The sequence below is a fragment of the Alkalispirochaeta americana genome (genome assembly GCF_900156105.1).
In the GTDB taxonomy this organism is placed as follows: Bacteria; Spirochaetota; Spirochaetia; order DSM-27196; family Alkalispirochaetaceae; genus Alkalispirochaeta; species Alkalispirochaeta americana.
Genome location: NZ_FTMS01000015.1, coordinates 16,528 through 39,677, shown reverse-complemented (window position 1 = coordinate 39,677; position 23,150 = coordinate 16,528). Strand labels below are relative to the sequence as shown.

Genomic DNA, 23,150 nt, shown 5'->3' with positions numbered 1-23,150 from the left:
TCGGGGGAGCTGTCTTTCGTCTCCCCGGTTGTGTCTGTCTATCTGGAGGTGTCTGTCGTGGTTGGGCTTGTAATCGTTTCACATAGCCGTCTTCTGGCCGAGGCGGTTCTGGTTCTTCTCAGGGGGGTGAGTAGCCGCTCGATTCCGCTGGCCTGCGCGGGTGGGACGGGCCAGGACCACCAGGATCTGGGGACCGACGCCATGGAGATTATGGAGGCGATTCAGTCGGTGGACTCCCCCGAGGGAGTTCTGGTTCTCATGGATCTGGGAAGCGCAATTCTCAGTGCCGAGACAGCCCTGGAGTTTCTCGAAGGATCTTTGGCCGGACCGGTCAAACTGGCGCCTGCACCCCTGGTAGAGGGAGGAGTAGCAGCAGCTGTTCAGATTGGTCTTGGGGCAGATCTGGACACGGTCCTTGCCGAAGCGATGGAGGCTCTTTCTCCAAAGCTGAGCCAGCTGGGAAGTCCCGTTCCGGAAGGCGGCGGTCTTCCGGAGAGCGGCCACGGCACAGACCTCCAGGAATCCCGGGGGGGCAACTGTCCGGACCAGGAGGTATCCTGGGTCACCGGGACATTTCGCATCGCCACCGCTCATGGTCTGCATGCGCGCCCCGCTGCCCGGCTTGTTCAGACTCTGGGGCGCTATGCCGTCCAGGCTCAGATAAAAAATCCCGGCCGGGCCACGGGGTGGGTAAACGCCGGTAGTCTGAACAGGGTGACGACCCTTCAGGTCACCCGGGGGCAGGATGTGGAGGTGCGCTGTTCCGGGCAAGAAGCCCGGGAGGCGCTTCAGGCCGTGGCAGAGCTGGTGGCCGAGAACTTTGGCGAGCCCCTTCCGGCTGATAACCTTCCGGCTGATAACCTTGAGGATCATTCCGGGGAGGTGGCTGAGGTGCTGCCGAAATCCTCGAAAAATTCCTCCCCTTCCAGGGAGATGTCGGGTTCCGGGGAGATGTCGGGAGCTGGTGCTCCGGTGGATGCCGCTGTCGGGGGGGAGATCGGGGTCATTCAGGGTATACCTGCGTCTCCGGGTCTTGGCTTGGGTCCGGCGGCTCCTCTTGCTCTGCCTGCTCCTGTTTTCCCCGAGGGAGGGATGGCGCTGGAGGATCTCCGGGAGAAGGGTTTTTCCGCTGTGGAGCGGGGTATCCGGGAGGTGGTCGGGCAGTTGCATCACCAGGCGGCCCTGTCCCGACGCAATGGCCGGAAGGACCAGGCCGAGATCACCGAGGCCCACGCCCTGCTCCTGGCAGACCCCGAGCTTCTGGAAGAGGCCCGAAGAATTGCCGGCCTGAAGGGGTGTCCTGCCCTGGAGGCGTTCTGGCGGGCTGCCCAGGAGGTCGCGGAATCGTATCTGGCCATGGAAGATACCTACTTGCAGGCTCGAGGTATTGATATGCGTGATGTGGCGATCCGCCTTGTGGCCCATGTAGCGCCTGATCTGGTGAAGCCCTCCGAGATCCCCCAAAATCATTCTGTGCTGGTTGCCGATGATCTTCTTCCCTCCCAGACAATGAGCCTGGAGGCCGACCGGGTTGCAGGGATTGTTACCCTTGCAGGGTCGGCCAGTTCTCATGCAGCGATCATCGCCCGGGGGCTGGGCATTCCCATGGTAGCGGCGGTTCCCCTGCCTCCGGGGTGGGAGGGTTCGCTGGCTGGATCATCCCTGGTGATAGACGGGACCCGTGGAACGGTTGAGCTGCACCCCTCGCAGGAGCGGTGCCATCAGGTTCAGGAGTTGATCCGGCACGATCGCGAAGAAGCTGAGGCGCTCCGCCGGGAGGCGGCTGCTCCGGCTGTGCTCGCCGGGGGAGAACTGTTTCCCGTGTATGCCAATGTGGCAACCCTGGCCGATGCCCGTCTCTCTGCTGCCAGCGGTGCCGAGGGGGTGGGACTTCTGCGTACAGAGTTCCTTTTTCTGGGAGCTTCCTCTCTTCCCGACGAGGAGGCGCAGCTTGCAGCCCTGCGGGATATGGCTGAACCCTTCGGGAACCATCCCGTGACGGTTCGCCTTCTTGATATCGGCGGTGACAAGGAGGTCTCGGCCCTGGATCTTCCCGGCGAGGCAAACCCCTTCCTGGGGGTTCGCGGTGTCCGGCTTCTTTTGCAACCCCGCCACAGGGATCTTTTTCAGGCACATCTGCGCGCGATTTTGCGCCTTGCAGCGGAGCGTCCCCTGCGAATCATGATTCCCATGGTCTCTCTGGTAGAAGAGATTCGGGGTGTTCAGGCCGAGCTTGCCCTGGCCCGGGAGGCGCTCCGTGCCCAGGGGGTGCCCTGCGGTGGTTCCCTGCCCTTGGGAATCATGGTGGAAACCCCGGCGGCAGTCTTTGCGGCAGCCACGCTTGCCCGTCTGGTAGATTTCATGAGCATTGGAACAAACGATTTGACGCAGTATGTGATGGCTGCCGAGCGGGGCAACGCGGCAGTTTCCGCTTTGGGAGACGGACTTCATCCGGCGGTGCTGGCTGCTATCAGCCAGACCGTTCAGGGCGCAAACGGTCCGGGAGTTCCCGTGAGTGTCTGTGGAGAGCTGGGGTCGGATGCTCAGGCGGTTCCAATTCTGGTGGGGCTGGGCATCCAGAGCGTGAGTGTCAACGCTGCTTCGGTTGCTCCGGTGAAGCGGCAACTCCGGGGGCTCTGCCGGGACCGCTGCCGGGAGCTGGCGCAGGAGGCGCTTCGGCAGGATGTGGCCGGGGCAAACCGGAGATCCTTCGCCCCGTAATACCGTCGGTGACGCACAGTCCGGTGCTGTGGCGCGTCCCGGTGTGTTTCCCCGGGACATCTTCCCCTCTGATGGTCTGGTCAGGCCTGCTTGATAATCTCCAGTACCTGCTCCAGAGTTATCTTCTCGATCTCCTCGGGTTTCTGAAGTTCTTCGGGGAGGGAGAAATTTTTGGTCCCTGCCTTTATGTACGGTCCGTATCGGCCGTCGTAGATCGCTACCTTGCGGTTCTTTCCGGGATCCTTGCCAAAATCACGCAATACTTTGGGGCCGCCCCGACGCCCCTTCTTTTCTTCAGCCAGGAGCTCCAGGGATCGTTCCAGGGTGATGGTGTAGACATCGTCTTCTTTCTTGAGTGACCGGAACTCCCCATTGCATACCACGAACGGGCCAAATCGTCCGATGTTCGCCACAACTTCCTGAGCCGATTCAGGGTGAATGCCCAGTGTCCGGGGGAGGCTGAGAAGCTTCAGGGCCAGTTCCAGGGTTATTTCACTGGGACGAACCCCCTTGGGGAGGCTTGCCCGTTTGGGTTTCTCCGAGCTTTCCGGGTCGGTCTCGCCCAGCTGGACGTAGGGTCCGTAGCGTCCGGTCAGGCAGAAAACGTTCTTCCCCGATTCCGGGTCGGTGCCAATGGGGGCCGGTCCTTTTTTCTGGACCTCAATAAGCTCGGTGATGTCTTCCTCGGTCAGATCGGCCGGGGCGTACTCTTCGGGTATTGAGGCATGGACCTCCTGGTCGCCCTCGTAGTGGATGATGTAGGGTCCGTAGCGTCCCACCTTGACAGTCTGGTGCTCCCGGAGCTGGGGAAGGGCGATGCTGCGGGATGCGTCCGGCTGAATCTCGCTTTCCCGCCGTTCCACAGCTTTTTGCAATCCCTCTTCGGAGAGGTAGAACTCCTTCAGGTAGGCCTGGGATTCCCGTTCTCCCAGGGCGATCTCGTCCAGGGCGTTTTCCATGTCTCTGGTGAAACTGTAGGTGATGAGTCCCTCGAAGTGATTCTCCAGAAGCTGGATCACGGCCATGCCGGTAAAGGTGGGAGCCAGGGCTTTCTCCTGTCGGCGAATATAGGATCGCTCGTAGAGAGTGGCGATAATCGCGGCATAGGTGGAAGGACGGCCGATCCCTCGCTTTTCCAGCTGCTGTACCAGGGATGCCTCGGTGTAGCGTGCTGGCGGCTTGGTGCGGTGCTGGTCCGGTTTTACTGCTTCGGGGGCCAGGGGATCTCCCTCGGCCAGGGGAGGCAGGAGGACCTCCTTGTTTTCCAGGGCAGCTTCGGGGTTATCTGCTCCCTCCACGTAGACCCGAAGGAATCCCGGAAACTCGATAGCGTTTCCCGTGGCGGAGAAGGTCGCTTCTCCCACGGAGATCAGGACCGTTTGGGAGCGCTTTCGGGCGTTTGCCATCTGGCTTGCCAGGGTTCGTTTCCAGATCAGCTCGTAAAGGGAGCGCTCCCGCCCGGTCAGCGATGTTTCGTCGGGATGACGGAAGGTGTCGCCGGCGGGTCGGATCGCTTCGTGAGCTTCCTGGGCTCCCTGGGAGGCGTTATGCTGACGGTCCTCCCGGGCCAGGTAGTCTGCTCCGTAGAGTTCCCGGATCTGTTTTCGTGTAGCCTCCACCGCTTCTGAGGAGAGGGAGGGGCTGTCGGTACGCATGTAGGTTATGTACCCTTCTTCGTAGAGGCGCTGGGCGGTTCGCATGGTTTCCCGGGCGCTGAGGCCCAGTTTGCGGTTCCCCTCCTGCTGCAGGGTGGATGTAATGAAGGGCGGGGCTGGCCGGGATGTTACCTCCCGGGATTTTACATCTTTCACCGCCCAGGAAAGCTCCTGCAGCGTCTCCTGGAGCTCCTCCACCCGGGTTCGATCCAGCTGGAGCAGGGCATCGGACTTAAGTGTTCCCGTGGCGGGATCGAAATCCTTTCCCGACGCAACCCGTTTGCCCTGGAACTCTGTCAGCCGCGCCTCGAAGGGAGGCTGGTGGCCGGGCTTGGAGAGGATTGCTGCCAGATCCCAGTATTCCGAGGAGACAAAGCGGATTCGCTCCCGCTCCCGCTCCACGATCATCCGGAGACCCGGGGACTGAACCCTCCCGGCCGAGAGGCCGTAGGCGATCTTTTTCCAGATCAGCGGCGAGAGGGTGTAGCCGTAGAGGCGGTCCAGGATACGCCGCGTTTCCTGGGCCCGCACCAAGGCAAGGTCCAGGGAGCGGTAGTTTTTCAGGGCATGGCTGATAGCGGAGCGGGTGATTTCGTGAAAAACCATGCGCCGCACGGGAATCTTGGGTTTCAGTACTTCCAGAAGATGCCAGGAGATGCTCTCCCCTTCGCGGTCTTCATCAGTGGCAAGGTAGAGAACCGATGCTTGTTTCAGTTGCTCCTTGAGGTGCTTGATGATCTTGGCCTTGCCCTTGGGCGTAACATAGAGCGGAGCAAAATTATCTTCCACGTTGATTCCCACCCTGGCCCAGGGTTCCTTTTTGACCCGGGCGGGGATCTCCGCTGCTGACTGCGGGAGGTCCCGGACGTGGCCGATACTGGCCTCTACCACGTACTCCGGGGGCAGAAAGCGTTTGATGGTGCGGGCCTTTGTGGGGGACTCAACTATTACAAGCGCCGATTCTGACATAGTTTTCGCAATCCTTTCGCGCTGAATGTTCGATGATTAGGGTTGCTTTCGTCAAGGACAAAAGGCCCCCTCGGCTTGCACTGTTCTGCATTTGTGCGATATAATTCATCTGCGTATAATTCTTTACGCTACAAATTTGACCGATTGTAAATAATTGGACAACGGAGGCATAATGGCAATACCCCTCGACGATCTTATTCAGGATGATCGTAATATATACGAGCTTACCGTCGCCGCTATCCGGCGGTCCCATCAGATCGGGGAGATCCGTCGGGCCTTCAGCTCCGACGAGCATGGTAGCGTGAACGACGAAGATGGCGAAAAGGTCGTCTCCCAGGCTATCTCGGAGGTGCTCCTGAACCAGGTCCAGTTTGAAATGATCGAGAATTGATCGACCATCGGGTTGATCAAAAGGCCATCGGGTTGATCAAAACCTGAAATGATCGAACATTGAACCCTGATCTCTCCGCCGCCGCGATCAAGGCGGTTGTTCTCTTTGGCCCCACGGCAGTGGGAAAAACCGGAATACTGCAAAAGGTTCTTGCCGAAAACCCGCGCCTTGCCGGGGCTGTGGAGATCGTCTCGGCCGATTCGCGCCAGATCTACCGCGGAATGGACATCGGTACAGCGAAGCCTTCCCGGGATGAGCTGGAAGCGGTTCCTCATCACCTGATCGATCTGCAGGAGCCCACGCGATCCTTTGACGTGGGGCAGTTCGTGCGCTCCTGCGATAGGCTGTGCCAGGAAATCTGTCTTCGGGGTCGAATCCCTCTGGTAACAGGAGGAACAGCCTTTTACCTCCAGGGATTCCTCTGCGGGTTGCCCGAGGTTCCGCCATCGTCCCGGGAGGTCCAGCGCGAGCTTTCCCGGCGGGCCCGGGAGGAAGGACTGGCTCCTTTGCGGCAGGAGCTTGAGCGGGTAGATCCCGAGAGCGCTATCCGCATCGGGGAAAACGACGCCTATCGCATTGTGCGGGCGCTTGAGGTCTATCTCGTCTCGGGGAGGCCCCGGTCGTCTTTTCATGAGCCCCGGGATATCCGTCAGGACCTTTCGGTACAGATTGTGGGGCTTACCCGGGATCGATCCGAGCTGCACCAGCGCATCAATCGCCGGGTTCGCGCCATGATGGAGGCGGGGCTTCCTGGAGAGGTGGAAGAGCTGGTGCGATCAGGCCTCGGAAAAGATGATCCGGGGTTCCGGACGATCGGCTACAGGGAGTTTCTGGAGATTTCCGGGGATCCTCCCTGGTCGGAAGAGGAGCTGGGGCGCATTCAGGAGCGAATTGCCCGGAATACCCGTCACTACGCGCGACGCCAGGAGATCTTCTTTCGCAGATTGCCCCAGGTCCGGTGGCTTCAGGCCGACGATTGTCGGGGGCTCGAGGAGATTCTTTTGGAGGCGCTCCCGCCTTGACAGGGATAATTCCATCGCGCATACTGCCCTCCTGTTTTGCGCGGAGATCCTAACAGCTGGTCTTGTGCCACGTTTTGCTCCCGGGTTTTTCCCGGACAAAGCCTGGTCGCAAAATAATAGATATTGCACGTGACAAAAGGAGACGATTGTGCCCTGCGGACGAAAACGCAAGCGAAAAAAAATCGCTACCCACAAACGGAAGAAAAAACTCCGGAAGAACCGCCACAAAAAACGAAATCGTTAATGCGTAGCCTCCTTCTGCGGTCCGGCCTATGAGGATCGGCAGTTTTGCGCGGCCTCGAATCATGGGTATCATCAATGTTACCCATGATTCTTTTTTTACCTCGAGTCGGGTTGCCGACGGTGAGCGCGCGAGGGAGATGGCGGTGAAAATGGTCGGCCACGGAGCCGATATACTGGATCTCGGGGGGGAGTCGTCCCGACCCGGGAGTGACTATGTACCGGCCGATGAAGAATTGCGGCGGCTTATGCCTGCCCTCAAGGCGATCCGGGAAGCGCTCCCGGAGATTCCTCTCTCGGTGGATACGCGGAAAGCGGTAGTTGCCGAGAAGGCCCTTGATGCGGGCGCCTCCATGGTGAACGATATCTCCGGGCTTCGTGATGATCCGGACATGCCTGCCCTGGTGGCGGAACGGGGTGTCCAGGTTTGTCTCATGCATATGCGGGGTACTCCCCGGACGATGCAGCAGGAGCCCCACTACGACGATCTGCCAGGTGAGCTTCGGCGCGAGCTGGAATCTCTGGCGGGGCGGGCTTTGGAAGCTGGAGTGAAGCCGGGCCAGATTATTTTGGACCCCGGAATCGGTTTCGGGAAGACCTTCGGCCATAACTGGAGTATTCTCGGGGAACTTGAGTCCTTGAGTGAGCTTGGGTACCCCCTGATGGTGGGGCTTTCACGCAAGAGCTTTCTCAGTGAAGCCGGCCTTGATCCTGAATCGGGGCGCGGAGAGCCCTTGGCCCCGGAGGAGCGTCTTTCTGCCACTCTGGCGGCGCAACTCTGGTGTACCCTCCAGGGGGTTTCGATCCTGCGTGTCCACGATGTGAAACCCGCTGTGGAGACGGTGCGTGTTCTGGAGAGGATTCTCACCGCGAAGAGATAGCCGAGAGGGGAGCTGTGGCAGCGCTGTACGAAATTTGGTTCGTTCAAAATATTATTCTCCCCTCCCTGGATGTCCTCCTCCTTAGCTTTCTTATCTACAAAGGATATCAAATCATTCTGGAAACCCGGGCTGTCCAGGTTTTTCGGGGTGGTCTCTTTCTGGGTGGCCTCTACGCAGTCTCGTTTTTCCTGAATCTGCGAACTCTCCTGTGGCTGATAAACCTTCTTGCTCCCAGTTTTGTGATCGGCGTGGCCATCATTTTTCAGCCGGAGTTGCGCAAAATTTTCACCAAGCTTGGCCAGGGGCGATGGATGCAGCCCGGGGGGCGATCCAGGCCGCACCAGTTCGAGGAGGTTCTCTCGGCTTGCGAGAATCTTTCGCGTCAGCGCCGGGGGGCTCTTATTGCCTTTCCGCGATCGGTGGGGTTGAAGGATATCATTAACACTGGCACGGTGATCGACGCCGAGGTGACCAGCGCTCTGTTGCAGACCTTCTTTCTCTTTGACACACCTCTCCACGATGGGGCCGCTATCATTGAAGACGGCCGGATCGCTTCGGCGGGGAGCTTTCTTCCCCTCTCGGAGCAAACCGATGTGCGTCGCAGCTTTGGAACCCGCCACCGTGCGGCTTTGGGCCTTGCCGAAGAAAGCGATGCCGTCGTTCTTATTGTGAGCGAGGAGACGGGGTTTATCAGCCTCGCCTACGATGCAAACCTCTACTACGATCTCTCCATCGATGAGGTTCGCACCCAGCTTGTGGAGCTTCTGGATACAACGGGACGGCCTGCCCGAAAGCCCGGAAAAGAGCTTGAGGAGGTGGCGGAGCTTGAAGATTAAGAGCTGGTTTCAGCGACTCTTCCAGAATTGGCCCGTGAAGGTTCTTTGCTTCGCCGTGGCGCTCCTGTTGCTCGTCTTTCATGACATAACCCGTCTGGAAGAGCGATTTCTCACGGTTCCCCTGGAGGTGCGTCTCAGCGCGAATCTGGTGCCTGCCTCAACTTATCCGCAGCAGCTTCGGCTCCGGTTGCGGGGAGAATCGGAGCAGGTCTTCAGGATTGTCGAGGATGACCTCCGAGCTGTTATCGATCTTCGGGATTTTTCCCGGGAAGGGGTATACCGTGTTCCTGTGGATCTGGAGCGCCGGGGTGCTGCTGCCGAGCCGGGAACGCTGGAAATATCGGTAGAACCGGAGTCCCTGGAGATAACCCTGGAGGAGAAGGCGATCAAGAGCGTCGAAGTTGTGGCAAGTACCAGTGGTTTTGTTCCCACAGGCTACTCCCTGGAACGGACTATCATGACCCCCTCGGCGGTAGAGATTCAGGGCCCCCGCAGCCGGATAGAAGGGGTTGAACAGATACGGACCGAGGATGTGGATCTCTCGTCGCGGCGGGAGGATTTCACCGAGCGGATTCGACTGGTTTCGCCGGATCCGCTTATCGCCTTTCGGGGTGGTGAAATTGTGGAACTCCGGGGTATTGTTGAAGAACGGGTGGTCCTGGAGACTTTCGATCCTGTTGATATTGTCGTCTCCGGCCTGGATCAGCGGTTTTCCTTGGACGGAGAACTTCCCTCGGGTTCAATCCGGGTTCAGGTGCGCCAAATCGATCTGGAGGGACTTGCTCCGGGAGAACTGGAGCTCTCGGTGGACGCCTCGGCAGTCAGTGCCCCGGGAACAATCCGGTTGCCCCTGCGACCCGTGGTTCCTCCCGGGTTTGTGGTGCTTCGCTACGAACCTACCTCACTTCAGCTGAACGTGACGGCGGCGCCGTGATTCGGGGAATCGGGGTTGACGTTGTAGCCGTGGACCGTCTGCGGCCCTGGCTTGATGACCAGCGGTTGCTGAAGCGCTATTTTGCACGGCAGGAACGGGATGCAATTTACCAGCGTCGGGACGGTGCTGCTCTTTCCCTGGCTGCGCGGTTTGCCGCCAAGGAGGCTTTCGCCAAAGCCCTGGGAACGGGGTTTCGGGGCTTTCAGCTTCGCGAGGTCTGGGTTGTGAACGATCCTCTGGGCAAACCGGAACTTCATGTGAGTGGTGGTGCAGCCCGAGCCCTCTCCCGCGTGGGAGGAACGCGGCTGTGGCTCTCTCTTACCCATGAGCAGGCCCATGCTATTGCTATGGTGGTGATCGAGGGCTAGGGTAACCGGAGAAGCAATAACCAGGAGGCAGTCGTGGCAGCGGAATCATCGCTTACATTTTTCGCAAAAAAAGCCGAGGAGTGTCCCCTCTGTGGCGAGCATTTTTACCGTGAAGAGATGCGTACCGGCCGGGGCAGGCAGATCGCAGGAAATCTCACCCGGGAGCTTCGTCGCAATTATGAGCCCTCGAAGCAATATGGTCCGGTCTATCCCCTGATTTACCCCGTTCTGGTCTGTCCCAAGTGTTTCTACGCTACCTATCCCGATGATTTTGTGGCGGTCCCCGATCAGATTCTGGGAACGCTTCGCGACGAGACGGACAAGCGGCTGGATGCGTTCAAGGGTGTTCTGGATTCCCTGAATTTTTTGAATGAACGGGGGCTTGAGGAGGGAATAGCCAGTTACGTCCTGGCCACGTTCTGTTATGAGCATTTCCCCAAGCAGTTCTCGCCCACCTTCAAGTGCGGGATGAGCCAGCTCCGGGCAGCCTGGCTGTCGGGCGATCTCCATGCCCTGCGCCCCACGGAGAACTTCGATTACCTGGCCCGGGTGTTTTATCGGAAGGCCCGGTTTTACTATTCCCTGGCGGTGGAGCGGGAGCAGACCGGCCAGGAGCCGATGACTGCGGCGAGCAATTTAGGTCCCGACCTGGATAAAAACTACGGCTACGATGGAGCTCTCTATATTACAGGGCTTTTGGAATATCAATACGGCCCCACGTCGGACCCCGAGAAACGGAAACTTTCGCTGGATCGGGCAAAGCGAACCGTGGCCCGCATCTTCGGAATGGGCAAGGCCAGCAAGCACAAGCCTGCGGCAATTCTGGATAACGCCCGGGATGTTTACGAGAGCATTTCCCGCGAGCTGGGCTCGGCCAACACCGATCCTGAATCGCAGGAGTAGCTCCCGGGGTCAGCTATGACGATACTCATGAAGGTCGCCTACGATGGCACGGAGTTCTGCGGATACCAGATTCAGAGATCGGATCGGACCGTTCAGGGAGAGCTTGAATCGGCTCTGGAGAAGCTCCTGAGACGCCCCGTGCGAACGGTCTGCGCCGGACGAACCGATACGGGGGTTCACGCTCTGGGGCAATATGTCTCATTTTCCACGGACTGCCCGGGGATTGAGCCCTCGTCCTTTGCTCCAGCCCTCAACAGCCGTTTGCCCAAGGATGTCACCGTTATGGCATCCCGGCAGGTGCCCGATGATTTTCACGCTCAGTACAGCGCGAGGCAGCGACACTACCGATATTTTCTCTATGCTGCGCCGGCAATTTTACCCCATCGCAGGCGCTACGCCTGGCGGATTCCCGAGTTTCCCTCTCTGGAAAGGCTGAACCGCGACGCCTCGGCTCTTGTGGGCACGCACGATTTCTCAACCTTTGCGATGCTGGGCGGGGAGCAACGCAGCACCGTGAGAACCATCTCCTATGCACGGTTCGAACCCGATCGGGATGATGGGCTGGAGTTCCGCATTGGCGCCACGGGGTTTCTTCGAAGGATGGTTCGTTCTATTGTGGGAACCCTGATCGAGCGGGAGCGTCTTTGTCTGCGGGGGCAGGAGGTTCCTCTTTCCCTGGAAGAGATTCTTGCCCGGGGTGACCGCCGGGGTGCGGGGACGACAGCCCCTCCCTGGGGATTGTTTCTCTACGATGTCGAGTACGAACCGCCAAATCAGCCCGATCGATGAAATGCATGGAATCAGTAAAGGGTGGTGAACCATGAAACGCTACGAGGCGTTGTATCAGATAACCTGTAATGCCGAAGACCTCCTTCGCGGCGGTCCGCGTCGGGATCATTCTTCTCTGGCCGACCGGGTCTCCTCCCTGATGGAGCGAATGGACGCCGACGATCATCCTGTTGATAGTGGTCCCCCTACTGTCTCTGGGGAGGTCCGGCGGGCAACTCCTGGTGTGGTGCACCAGAATCCTCAAAATTCCCGGATTTCCCGGGGTCAGGGGGATCTGCCCGAGCGCCGGGCGCGTCTGGCTGCTTTGGAGGCAGAAATACGAAGCTGTTCACGCTGTGCTCTCTCCCTGGGCAGGACCCGGACTGTGGTTGGCGAGGGCGTGCTGGATCCCCTGGTGATGGTGGTGGGCGAGGGGCCGGGCCGGGACGAGGACCAGCAGGGCCGGCCCTTTGTGGGCAAGGCCGGGCAGTATCTCGATAAGTGGCTGGAAGCGATTGATCTTTCCCGGGAGACCAATGTCTATATCACCAATATCGTCAAGTGCCGTCCTCCTGAAAATCGGGATCCCCAGCCCGGTGAAACCGATGCCTGTGCCCCCTGGCTCCACGAGCAGATTGCCCTGGTGAGACCTCGTCTTATCCTTACTCTGGGCCGGATCAGTCTGCGGGTTCTCACCGGATCAACCCGAGGAATCACCGGGCTCCACGGGTCACGTTTCTGCTATCGGGACATCCCGCTTGTTCCCACATTTCATCCCAGCGCGGTGCTCCGGAATCCCGAGTGGCGTCGTCCGGTCTGGGAAGATCTCAAGGAGGTGCGCCGGTGGCTCGATGAGGTGACCGGTCAAGAGGCTCCCGGGGAAACCGGGCGGTGAGCGTCCTGCCGTGGTAATCCTCGATGTAGCGGTTTCCGTGCCGGTGGACCGGCTTTTTTCCTATTTGCCTCCCCGGGAGGGGCCGGTTCCTGCCCCGGGGTGCCGGGTAATGGTCCCCTTCGGTCGTCGAACCCTTACAGGTGTTGTGGTGGCCAGGTCCGAGGCCCTGGCCGATGGGGTGAACCAGGAGGGGCTCAAAGAGGTATTGCGGGTTCTGGACCAGGAGCCGCTTTTTGGTGATTCCTGGCTGGAAATGGCCCGGTGGGTTTCCCGGATGTATCTCACAACCCTGGGAGAAACCCTGGCTACGATGTTGCCGGGCGCAAAAAAGGCCAAAGACCTTCCTCTGGCGGGAGGGGACGAACCCGCCGTCGCTCCGCAACGGCTGGAACTCTCCCAGGAGCAAGAGCATGCCATCGAGATTATTTCGCAGCCTCTCTCGCCCGGGGAGGAGTCCTGGCATTACCTCTACGGAATTACGGGGAGCGGCAAGACCGAGGTGTTTCTCCAACTGGCCGAGAGGACCCTCCAGGCCGGACGGGGGGTGATCTATCTGGTTCCCGAAATTGCCCTGACCCACCAGTTATTCGATCATATTTCCCGCCGTTTCGGAGCGGTGGCTGCCATGCTCCATTCGGGGCTCACCCCTGCCCGGCGCCTGGGCGAGTGGAGGCGTATCCAGCGGGGCGAGGCCCGTCTTGTGGTGGGTGCCCGGAGTGCTGTCTTTGCTCCTCTCTTGCAGGTGGGTCTCATCATTATCGACGAGGAACACGAAGGGTCCTACAAGGCGGGGAACGCGCCTCGCTATCACGCGCGCCAGGTTGCGTTGTGGCGGGCGGTCCAGGATGGTGCGGCCTGCGTGATGGGTTCGGCCACTCCCTCGGTGGAAGCCTGGCATCTGATGCAGACGGGGCGGCTAAAAAAACTGGTTCTCACCCGCCGCCTTGCAGGGGGAGCCTTGCCCTCGATTCGGACCATCAATATCCGGGGGGCGTCGGGGCTGATATCGCCTCCTCTGAAAGAAGCCCTGCTGGAGACCCACCGCCAGGAGGGGCAAAGCATCCTCTTTCTCAATCGGCGGGGATTTGCCGCTGCTTTCCAGTGCCGATCCTGTGGCCACCACGCCGAATGCCCGCGCTGTTCTGTTCCCATGACGTATCACAAGGGACAAAATCGTCTGGTTTGTCATTACTGCGGGCACCGGGGACATCCCGAGCAGGTCTGCTCCCAGTGCGGATCTCTCGATGTGGGATATACCGTTTTTGGTACCGAGCGAATCGAGGAGGATATCTCCCGGGAGTTGCCTGAGCTCTCCGTGGCGAGGCTCGATACCGATACTACTCGTCCCAAGGGGTATCTTCAGGACGTGCTGGAGCGGTTTGCCCGGGGCGAGATAAACGTTCTTCTGGGAACGCAGATGGTCGCCAAGGGATTGAACTTCCCCGGTGTTCGTACGGTGGGGATTATTATGGCCGACACAGGACTGAATCTTCCCGATTTTCGTGCAGCCGAACGGACCTTTGCCCTGATCGTTCAGGTGGCGGGTCGGGCGGGGCGCTTCCGGGACGACGGGCAGGTGCTGGTGCAAACCGTGCGGCCCGAGCACGATGCGATCAGTCGTGCTGCAGCCATGGAGGTGGAGGAGTTCTACCGGGGGGAGCTGGAGGTTCGCAAGGCCCTGCTCTTTCCTCCCTTTTCCCGTTTGATCCGGCTGGTTCTGCGTTCCTCCCGTCGTAATGCCGCTGAAGAGGCTTCGGAAGAGGTGGGTCGTCTGGCCCGGGAGGCAGCCCGGAACCTGCCCCGGGACCGTGGCGTTGATGTTTTAGGCCCCGCCCCGGCGGCGCTGGAACGGATAAAAAATAACTGGCGCTACCAGATTATCCTCCGGGGGGAGGGTTTGGGAGAACTTCATTGGGTGTGCCGCCGTGCTGTGGGGAAGGCAGGGAAAATGAAGCAGGTCTATTTGGAAGTGGATGTAGACCCGGTCAACCTCTTGTAGGTAGACTGGGGGGGTGATTTCACTTGTTTATCATCCGGACGAACGGCTTGTAACGCCGGCAGAACCTCTGGCGGAGATCACCGCTGCTACGGCGGAGCTTGCCACGGCGATGGTTCAGACTATGGTGCGCGCAAACGGAATTGGCCTGGCTGGCCCCCAGGTGGGCAGGATGGAGCGGCTTTTTGTGGTGGGGCTTCCCGATGAACCGCCCCGGGTGTTCATCAATCCCCGCATAACGGCTCGCTCTCCCGACGAAGAAAAATACGAGGAGGGGTGTTTGAGCATCCCTGGAGTGTACGCTAACGTCCTCCGTCCCCGTGCGATAGCCATTGATGCCTGGGATGCCCAGGGAAACCCCTTTTCGCTGGAAGCGGAGGGGTTGCTGGCTCGGGTAATCCTCCACGAGTACGACCACCTGGAGGGGGTCCTCTTTGTGGACTACCTGCCGCAACGGCGACGGGACCGGCTGCTGCGAAGCTATCGCAAGCCGGAATCATCGGAGGTCTAGGAAATGCGCCTTCTCTTTGCCGGGACCCCCGACATCGCGTTACCCACTCTGAGGACTCTGGAAAAGACGCGCCACGAGATTGTCGGTGTACTTACTGCCCCTGATGCTCCGGCGGGACGGCGCCGGGTCTTGACCCCTCCACCGGTGAAGGTCTGGGCGGAGGATAAAAATACCCCCGTGATCCAGCCGGAGCGCCTGGGGGCTGCTGCCCGCCAGGAAGTGGCCGCCTTGAAGCCCGAGCTTCTGGTGGTTGTGGCCTACGGGAAAATTTTCGGGCCCCGTTTTCTCGAGCTTTTTCCACAGGGAGGGATCAATATGCATCCTTCCCTGTTGCCGCGCCACCGTGGGCCCAGCCCCATTCCTGCGGCTCTTCTGGCAGGAGACCAAATCACAGGGGTAACGGTGCAGTACCTTGCCCTGGAGATGGACGCCGGGGATATCTTGGAACAGCGGGAAGTTCCTCTCTCCAGTCGGGCCACAGCCGTGGAGTTGTACCACGAACTGGGCGTTCTGGGTGGTGAGGCCGTTGCGTCGGTGGTAGAGCATATTGCCCGGGGAACCGCTCGGCCGCGTCGGCAGGTTGCGGAAGACGCCACCTGGTGCCATCTGATTCGCAAGGGAGAGGGAGACCTCACCTGGCAGGAATCAGCCGTGGTGATTGACCGGATGGTTCGGGCCTATACTCCCTGGCCGGGGGTTCGCTGCCGTTGGGGCGAGACGCCGTTGCAGCTTCTTGAGACAGAGCCGCTCCCGGAGCATTCCTCTTGTGAAATCCCGATCCATCGTCAGGGTGTCTCCGGACCGAGCAGGGAGGCTGCTCCCGGAACTGTCCTCGGTGTAGACAACGGCAAGGGAATTCTGATACAAACCGTAGACGGTATTCTGGCGGTTCGTCGGCTGAAATTGCAGGCCAGGAAAGAGGCGGACTACCGCTCCTTTCTGAACGGCAACTCTTCTATTATTGGCAGCGTTTTGAATGTTGGCAGCGTTGTGAAACAGGCGTAAAATCATGAAATTATTTACGGGACTCAGAAAAAGCATCCGCGACGAGAACCTTCCTCCGGAACGAAGGGTTTTTCGCACCACCGTTTGGGCCTTTATTGGAATGTTCACCATTCTGGTGCTGGCGTCTCTAACGGCCTTTCTTGTGGCTCTTCGAGGGCCCGAAGAGACGGTGGTTCCCGATATGGCGGGGCAGGAGTTGCCCCAGGCTTTGATCCAGCTCCAGGAGCGGGGTCTCCATTCCTACGTACAGCTTCGTTACCATTCGGATCCCGGTCTGAAAGGGCGTGTGATCTCCCATGCTCCCGCTCCTGGGTCGGTGGTTCGGGCGGGTCGCCGGATCACGCTCCTGATCAGTCAGGGGGCGATCATCGAAGATATAGGGGATTATCGGGGAATGCAGCTTGCTGATGTACGGGAGGAGATCCAGGGGCTGGGATCCGGAGGCACCCGTGTTCTGACTGTGGGGAACGTATCCAACGTCTTTGACGATGCCTCCCCGGGAACGGTGATCGCCCAGACGCCGGAGCCGGGAACGCGCATCTCGGGGTCGACCACGCTGGATCTGGTGGTGAGTCGGGGGCCTGATATCGAGACCTTCTCGCTGCCCACCTATCTGGGGATGGACTGGAACGATGCGCTTCAGGTTCTGGCCCGAGACGGTGTCCCGTTTGTCTTTCAGCTTGAACAGGAACCCACGTCGGGGCGAGCCGCTGTGGTGGTGAGCCAGTCTCCCGATCCGGGAACAGAGATAGAGGCGGGGACTCCCGTCTCCCTGCGTATCCGGAATCAGCCGAATCCACGCTCGGGCCGACGCTTTGGTATTTTTGATCGTACCCTGCCTCGCTATGCCGTGGCGGTAGAACTCAGTGCTGTGGCTGTTGGGCCCGGTGGGGAGACCACCACCCTTTTCACCATGAATCATCCCGGGGGCCGTGTAGCGTTTCCGTACGAGCTGGAAATCGGTTCGACGATCATACTCTACCGCTTCGACACCGAAGTGATCCGCTACCCCGTCATGAAGGCCCAGGACCAGGACTAGCCCCCGGACCAGGAATCTGAACGGACCAGTAAATCAGGAGGAGACTGTGTATAAACCGGTGGACCCGAAGGTAAACTTTCCTCAAATGGAGGAAGGAGTTCTCTCCTTTTGGAAAGAACACGCAATTTTTGAAAAATCTATGGAACAACGCGAGGGGGCTCCCCAGTTTGTCTTTTACGATGGCCCCCCCTTTGCCACCGGATTGCCTCATTTCGGCCATCTTGTTCCTGGCACGATCAAGGACATTATTCCCCGTTATCAGACGATGGCGGGAAAGCGGGTTGAGCGCCGTTTCGGGTGGGACTGTCACGGTCTGCCCGTAGAGTACGAGATGGAGAAGGAACTGGGTATTTCCGGTGCCGGCCAGATCGAAGAGTACGGTGTGGCCCGGTTTAACGAGGCTTGCCGGGGGATCGTTCTCCGCTATACCGCCGAATGGGAGCGAATCGTTACGCGTATGGGCCGCTGGGTGGACTTCGAGAACGATTACAAGACCATGGAGCCGGAATACATGGAGACGATCTGGTGGGTCTTCAAGCGGCTCTGGGAAAAGGGGCTGATCTACGAAGGTCACTACATTCTCCCCTACAGCCCTGCCCTGGCAACGCCCCTTTCCAACTTCGAGGTTAATCTGGGGGGCTACCAGGAGGTCGACGACCCGGCTATAACGGTTCGCTTTGAGCTTGAAGACGAGCCGGGTGTCTATATTCTTGCCTGGACCACGACACCCTGGACCCTTCCCAGCAACCTTGGGCTCGCTGCGGGAGAGGACATCACCTATGTGCGCGTCAAGGATGGTGAAGACACCTATATTCTGGCCGAGGAACGTCTGGGACATTATTACCGCGAGGGTGATTCCTTCCAGATCGAAGAGAAGCTTTCCGGTAAGGATCTGGCAGGTCGGTCCTATCGCCCTCTTTTTCCCTACTTTGAGGATCTGGCCCAGGAGGGCGCCTTTCGGGTGCATCTGGGAGATTTCGTTACCACCGAGGACGGTACGGGGATCGTTCATATCGCTCCCGGGTTTGGTGAGGATGACTATAACCTCCTGAAAGACACAGGGCTGCCCGTGGTGGTGCCGATCGACGCTGAAGCCCATTTCACCTCGCAGGTTCCCGATTTTGAGGGCCTTCAGGTCAAGGAAGCCGATAAGCCGATCATTCAGTATCTGAAAGACCGGGGCTCTCTGGTGAAGCGTGAGACCTATCGCCACTCCTACCCCTTTTGTTACCGCACAAAGAAACCCCTGATCTACCGGGCTGTCAGCTCCTGGTTTGTGGATATCGAAAAGATCAAGGCGAAAATGATCGCCTCCAACGATAGGGTCCACTGGGTTCCGGAGCATCTGCGCAAGGGGCGCTTTGGCAAATGGCTCGAGGGAGCCCGGGACTGGGCGATCAGCCGAAACCGCTACTGGGGAAATCCCATTCCCGCCTGGCGGTGTGATGTCACAGGGCACATCGAAGTGATCGGTTCCCGGGAAGAGTTGCACGCCAAAAGCGGCGTCTGGGTAGATGATCTCCACAAGCACCACGTAGACCAGATCACCTGGCCCGGTCCGGGGGGAGAGGGAACCATGCGACGGGTTCCCGAGGTGCTCGATTGCTGGTTCGAGTCGGGGGCGATGCCCTATGCCCAGAATCACTATCCCTTTGAGAACAAAGCCCTCTTTGAGCAGAACTTCCCTGCAGATTTTATCTGCGAAGGCCTCGATCAAACCCGGGGATGGTTTTATACCCTTACGGTTCTGGCGGCGGCGCTCTTCGATTCTCCGGCTTTTCAGAATGTGGTAGTGAACGGGCTGGTCCTGGCTGCCGACGGCAAGAAGATGTCCAAAAGCGAGCGCAATTACAGCGATCCCCAGGAGATCATCGACCAGTTTGGCGCCGATGCCCTGAGACTCTTCCTCATGAATTCTGCCGTTATCAGGGCCGAGGATCTCAAGTACAGCGATGAAGGAGTGCGGGAAGTCCTGAAAACGGTAATCATCCCTCTCTGGAACGCCTACAGCTTCTTTGTTACCTACGCCAACATCGACGGTGTGACCCCTTCGGCCCCGCCAGCCTCGCCCGACAATCCCCTGGACCGGTGGATCCTGTCGGAGGTGGAGCGCCTGGTAGAGACTGTTCGTAACCACCTCGACAGGTATGAGTTGCAAAGGGCAATCGATCCTGTCGTAACGTTTATCGATAGCCTCAATAACTGGTACATCCGCCGTTCCCGGCGGCGTTTCTGGAAGAGCGAGAACGACGCCGACAAGAACCAGGCCTACGGAACGCTCTGTCATGTCCTGAAGACCCTTGCTCTCACGGCGGCGCCGATCATCCCCTTTATCACCGAGGAGATATACCAGAATCTGCGAACCTCGGAGGATCCCCTGTCGGTACACCTCTGCGATTATCCCAGTCCCGACGCAGCGCGCCGGGATACAGATCTGGAGCGAAAGATGGAGGTCACCCGTCAGGCCGTGAGTCTGGGGCGGGCGATCAGGACCATGCACAATCTGAAGATCCGCCAGCCTCTGGCCGCGATCCATCTGGTCACCCGGGATACCGATGCCCGCCGGGTTCTTCGGGAGATGGAAGATATCATCCGGGAAGAGCTGAACGTAAAGGATGTGATTTTCCGGGAAAACGAGGAAGAGCTTGTTGAATATAGTGCCAAGGCAAACTTCCGGGAATTGGGGCCCCGCCTGGGCAAAGGCATGCGGAGTGCCGCCCAGGTAATTCAGGAGCTCAAGGCCCGGGAGATCCAGCAGCTCCTGGAGGGAAGCACCCTGAACATCGAGGTCGAGGGTGAAGCGGTGGATATAACCATCGATTCTGTCCTGGTGCAACGGCAGGAGAAAGAAAACCTGAAAGTTCTCAACGAGGGGCTCCTCACGGTCGCGCTGGATCCGGAAATTACCCGGGAACTGCGGCAGGAGGGGCTTGTACGGGATCTGATTCGGGCGGTCCAGAACGTCCGCAAGGATCAGGGCCTTGCTGTGACGGACCGGATCGTCCTGAGTCTTGAGGGGCCTGAGGAGCTGCAGGACGCGGTCAGTTCTTTCGAAGACTATCTGGCGGGAGAGGTTCTGGCCGAGCAGATTCAGTGGGCTGCGGCGACCGATGCCGCAGAGATTGCCCTTGGCGAACTTACGGGCCGGATCTCTGTTGTGTCTGCCTAGGAACCTCCTCCGGGGCGGCCGGGCGCGGGGAGGGCTTCTCCTCCTCGTTTTCCTTGTGGGGGCGGGGTGTGCCTCCCTTCCGACCCCTCCCGAGATTCCCCAGGAGGCTGGCCTCGAGGATGGACTAAAGGATCGCCTGGGCGATGAGCTGGGGCCTTTTCTCTTTCGTTCCCTCGCCGTGGGAGCTCCTTTCCTCGACGAACTTCGTCCCCAGTTCTTTTTTGCCGTAGATCTCCGGGAGGAACCCTCAATAATGGATGAGCTCCTCCAATTGGGGGTTGTGGAACAGATTGTTGCTGACAGGGCGCACCTGCTCCTGGGAGCTTTCGAGGAAGGCAAGGCCCCCCGCTTCTGGGTGGAGGGGAATTTCCCCCGCTTCAGGACGCCCTGGGGGCTTTTCTTTTCCGGTTGGCGCCGCCTGGGGCCGGGGCACTGGCGGGATGTCCAGGGAACCGAGGTTATTCGCTACCGCCAGGGCCTTCTGGAGATATCCTATCCTGCTCTGGAATCTCCCAAAGCTGATCTGGAAGCTGATTTGAAAGCTGATCTGAAAGATCTGTCGAAAGAACCTCTTCTGGAGGATCATCTCCGGCACATCCATCAGAGGCCTACGGGCTTTTTTGTCATGGTCAGCCCCTCTCTCTTTGAGACTTCTGCCCAGGGATCAGGAACCTCCCGGCTTGACGCGCTGAACCCCGAGACGCTGGTGCTCCAGCTCCGCGGCGGAGGGGATGCTGAAATGGAGTTGCTCTTTTCCGGCGAACGCCAGGCTCGGGTCGTGCTGGTAAGCCTTCGCCTTGGTTCACGGCAAGTGCTGCCCCTTCTGCACCTCGAGGCCGGGCCGGATTTTGCTATCGAGCGTCAGGAAAAATCCGTGTATCTGCGGAACGTACTGCTCACCGACGAGAGCGTGCGTCTCCTGGTGCAGAGAATCATTCAACCTCAGGAGGAAGATCGGTGAGTGTTGTTATCGTTGATTACGACGCAGGAAACTTGCGGAGCGTGGAATCGGCCTTTTCCTATTTACAGGAGCCCTTCCGGGTTACTCGTGAACCCGATGATGTCCGGGGAGCTGATCGCCTGGTGCTTCCGGGAGTGGGCGATGCCCGGGCCGCCATGGGTGTTCTGGAAGAGCGGGGACTGGTTTCCGCGATCAGGGAGTTTCTCGCCCGGGGAAACCCCTTTCTTGGTATCTGCCTGGGATCCCAGATTATTCTGGACCGCTCCGACGAGAGCGGTGCTTCCTGCCTGGGCATTCTTGAAGGGACAGCGACCGCCTTTGATCCTGGCCAGGGCCTCAAGATTCCTCACATGGGGTGGAACACCATCACCCCTCGGGGAGATCATCCCCTTCTGAGAGACCTTTCCCGGGAGAGTTCCTTCTATTTCGTTCATTCCTTCTTCCCGAATCCCCGCGACCCCGGCGATGTTCTTGCCTGGTGTGACTACGGGGTCTCCTTTGCTGCCGTGGTGGGTCGGGGAAATCTGGCTGCCACGCAGTTTCATCCGGAAAAGAGCGGCGAGGCCGGGTTGCGGTTGCTTCGGAACTTTCTGGGCTGGAAGCCCTGAGAGGGGCTGCCGATTTTTCCGGGGGGGGGCAGAAGAGGATGCGTAAAAAGGAGAGTGATCATGCTTCAAAAGAGAATTGTTGTTTGTCTTGATGTCCGGGATGGGCGGGTTACCAAGGGAGTTCGCTTTAAAAACAATGTAGAGATCGGTGATCCCGTTGCGCTGGCGCGGCAATACTACGAGACCGGTGCCGATGAGCTGGTCTTTTATGATATTACCGCCAGCGCTGAAGGAAGAGGGATCATGATTGAGGTGGTTCGTCAGGTAGCGGCCCAGATCTTTATCCCCTTTTCTGTCGGAGGGGGGCTTGCCAGCCTGGAGGACATGCGAGCGGTCCTGCTGGCCGGGGCGGAAAAGGTGAGCCTCAACAGCCAGGCTGTCAAAAATCCTGCGATTCTCCGTGAAGGTGCGGCGCGATTCGGACGGCAATGTATCGTTCTTGGTATGGACGCGCTTGCCGACGAGGCGATGCCCAGCGGGTATCGCGTTGTGATCAACGGCGGGCGGACACCCACGGATCTGGACGCTCTGGACTGGGCTCGTCAGGCTGTTTCCCTGGGAGCGGGTGAGATTGTCCTGAACAGCATCGATGCCGATGGGACCCGTGAGGGTTACGAGTGCCGTCTGACCGGAATGATTTCCCGGGCTGTCTCCGTTCCTGTTGTCGCCTCGGGAGGAGCGGGAAAGCCGGAGCACCTTCTGGAGGTTTTTCAGGAGGGCTCGGCCGATGCAGCTCTTGTGGCGAGCATGGTCCATTACGGCGATTATACCGTGCCCGGTATCAAGGCGTTTCTGGCAGAGCAGGGGGTGCCGGTGCGGGAAAACATCGGGTAGGTTCCGGGCTGATCTGATCCCCGCCTTCGCTCTTCGGCTCTTGCCCGATGTGCTCCAGTTCGGTATATTTCCGTATCCACTTATTGTTCCATCACTTGGGAGGTGAACAAATGCCTAGCTATGATTATCAGTGCCGAAGTTGTGGCCACACCTTCGAGACCTTTCAGTCCATGGCAGCCGATGCGCTGGTTGATTGCCCCTCCTGCGAGAAGCCCGAGTTACGACGAATCATAACGGGGGGAGCCGGAGTCATCTTCAAGGGAAGCGGCTTTTATGTGAACGATAGCAAAGCAAAAGGAAGCGGAAGTGCCAGCGAAGGGAAGGCAGGGAAGGCTGCGCCTGCGGAGGCACCAAAGAAATCGGAGCAAACCAGGAAGGCCGAGAAAACCGCCGCAACCTGATTGCCTATGCAAAAGACTATATATTGATTTATTTTCCCTTCTC

20 protein-coding genes are annotated in these 23,150 nt (G+C 59.3%); 19 read left to right on the top strand and 1 reads right to left on the bottom strand.

The features are described from left to right. The first annotated feature begins 57 nt into the window (after positions 1 to 57). Positions 58 to 2,721, top strand: coding sequence for a phosphoenolpyruvate--protein phosphotransferase (gene ptsP / locus BW950_RS11395; protein WP_076489486.1), 2,664 nt, complete (start codon positions 58 to 60; stop codon positions 2,719 to 2,721). 80 nt (positions 2,722 to 2,801) lie between these two features. Here the strand turns inward: ptsP and topA are convergent, their stop codons facing one another. After that, entirely contained in the window at positions 2,802 to 5,345 is a 2,544-nt protein-coding gene (gene topA / locus BW950_RS11390) for a type I DNA topoisomerase (protein WP_076489429.1), read from the bottom strand. A gap of 172 nt (positions 5,346 to 5,517) precedes the next feature. Here topA and BW950_RS11385 point away from each other — a divergent pair, with 172 nt between their 5' ends. From BW950_RS11385 to BW950_RS11300, 18 genes are all read left to right on the top strand, one after another. After that, a complete protein-coding gene (locus BW950_RS11385) occupies positions 5,518 to 5,736 on the top strand; it encodes a DNA-directed RNA polymerase subunit omega (RefSeq protein ID WP_076489428.1) in 219 nt (72 codons plus the stop codon). Positions 5,737 to 5,795: 59 nt separating this feature from the next. Continuing rightward, a complete protein-coding gene (miaA, locus tag BW950_RS11380; protein ID WP_076489427.1) occupies positions 5,796 to 6,758 on the top strand; it encodes a tRNA (adenosine(37)-N6)-dimethylallyltransferase MiaA in 963 nt (320 codons plus the stop codon). A gap of 272 nt (positions 6,759 to 7,030) precedes the next feature. Then, complete coding sequence (folP, locus tag BW950_RS11375) at positions 7,031 to 7,879, top strand: dihydropteroate synthase (RefSeq protein WP_234969097.1); 849 nt, start codon at positions 7,031 to 7,033, stop codon at positions 7,877 to 7,879. 14 nt (positions 7,880 to 7,893) lie between these two features. Further along, positions 7,894 to 8,715 carry a diadenylate cyclase CdaA gene (cdaA, locus tag BW950_RS11370; protein WP_094336539.1) on the top strand — a complete coding sequence of 274 codons (822 nt, stop codon included), beginning with the start codon at positions 7,894 to 7,896 and terminating at the stop codon, positions 8,713 to 8,715. Beyond that, on the top strand, positions 8,705 to 9,649 hold the full coding sequence (locus tag BW950_RS11365) for a CdaR family protein (protein ID WP_076489425.1): 945 nt from the start codon (positions 8,705 to 8,707) through the stop codon (positions 9,647 to 9,649). Before cdaA ends, BW950_RS11365 begins: the two co-directional genes overlap by 11 nt. Then, entirely contained in the window at positions 9,646 to 10,017 is a 372-nt protein-coding gene (locus BW950_RS11360) for a holo-ACP synthase (RefSeq protein WP_076489424.1), read from the top strand. Before BW950_RS11365 ends, BW950_RS11360 begins: the two co-directional genes overlap by 4 nt. A 33-nt stretch (positions 10,018 to 10,050) precedes the next feature. Then, positions 10,051 to 10,920: a DUF2225 domain-containing protein gene (locus BW950_RS11355; RefSeq protein ID WP_076489423.1), complete on the top strand. Its 870-nt coding sequence runs from the start codon at positions 10,051 to 10,053 to the stop codon at positions 10,918 to 10,920. A gap of 15 nt (positions 10,921 to 10,935) precedes the next feature. Continuing rightward, complete coding sequence (gene truA, locus BW950_RS11350) at positions 10,936 to 11,709, top strand: tRNA pseudouridine(38-40) synthase TruA (protein ID WP_234969096.1); 774 nt, start codon at positions 10,936 to 10,938, stop codon at positions 11,707 to 11,709. A 31-nt stretch (positions 11,710 to 11,740) separates the two neighbouring features. Then, positions 11,741 to 12,583 (top strand): uracil-DNA glycosylase, encoded by an 843-nt coding sequence (locus tag BW950_RS11345; RefSeq protein ID WP_076489421.1) that lies wholly within the window; start codon positions 11,741 to 11,743, stop codon positions 12,581 to 12,583. A 10-nt stretch (positions 12,584 to 12,593) separates the two neighbouring features. After that, complete coding sequence (priA, locus tag BW950_RS11340) at positions 12,594 to 14,582, top strand: replication restart helicase PriA (RefSeq protein WP_076489420.1); 1,989 nt, start codon at positions 12,594 to 12,596, stop codon at positions 14,580 to 14,582. Between the two features lie 13 nt (positions 14,583 to 14,595). Next, positions 14,596 to 15,090 carry a peptide deformylase gene (def, locus tag BW950_RS11335; RefSeq protein ID WP_094336538.1) on the top strand — a complete coding sequence of 165 codons (495 nt, stop codon included), beginning with the start codon at positions 14,596 to 14,598 and terminating at the stop codon, positions 15,088 to 15,090. Positions 15,091 to 15,093: 3 nt separating this feature from the next. Further along, positions 15,094 to 16,095 (top strand): methionyl-tRNA formyltransferase, encoded by a 1,002-nt coding sequence (gene fmt, locus BW950_RS11330; protein ID WP_076489419.1) that lies wholly within the window; start codon positions 15,094 to 15,096, stop codon positions 16,093 to 16,095. 4 nt (positions 16,096 to 16,099) lie between these two features. Then, positions 16,100 to 17,134 carry a PASTA domain-containing protein gene (locus BW950_RS11325; RefSeq protein WP_083943961.1) on the top strand — a complete coding sequence of 345 codons (1,035 nt, stop codon included), beginning with the start codon at positions 16,100 to 16,102 and terminating at the stop codon, positions 17,132 to 17,134. Between the two features lie 46 nt (positions 17,135 to 17,180). Then, the gene (gene ileS / locus BW950_RS11320; protein WP_076489418.1) at positions 17,181 to 20,303 is read left to right on the top strand and encodes an isoleucine--tRNA ligase; all 3,123 of its coding nucleotides are present in this window, start codon (positions 17,181 to 17,183) and stop codon (positions 20,301 to 20,303) included. After that, on the top strand, positions 20,290 to 21,264 hold the full coding sequence (locus BW950_RS11315) for a hypothetical protein (protein ID WP_076489417.1): 975 nt from the start codon (positions 20,290 to 20,292) through the stop codon (positions 21,262 to 21,264). The genes ileS and BW950_RS11315 overlap by 14 nt, the downstream gene beginning before the upstream one ends. Further along, positions 21,261 to 21,872: an imidazole glycerol phosphate synthase subunit HisH gene (gene hisH, locus BW950_RS11310; protein WP_076489416.1), complete on the top strand. Its 612-nt coding sequence runs from the start codon at positions 21,261 to 21,263 to the stop codon at positions 21,870 to 21,872. Before BW950_RS11315 ends, hisH begins: the two co-directional genes overlap by 4 nt. 60 nt (positions 21,873 to 21,932) lie before the next feature. Beyond that, positions 21,933 to 22,706 carry an imidazole glycerol phosphate synthase subunit HisF gene (gene hisF, locus BW950_RS11305; protein WP_076489415.1) on the top strand — a complete coding sequence of 258 codons (774 nt, stop codon included), beginning with the start codon at positions 21,933 to 21,935 and terminating at the stop codon, positions 22,704 to 22,706. Positions 22,707 to 22,816: 110 nt separating this feature from the next. Next, complete coding sequence (locus tag BW950_RS11300; protein ID WP_076489414.1) at positions 22,817 to 23,107, top strand: FmdB family zinc ribbon protein; 291 nt, start codon at positions 22,817 to 22,819, stop codon at positions 23,105 to 23,107. Positions 23,108 to 23,150 lie beyond the last annotated feature (43 nt).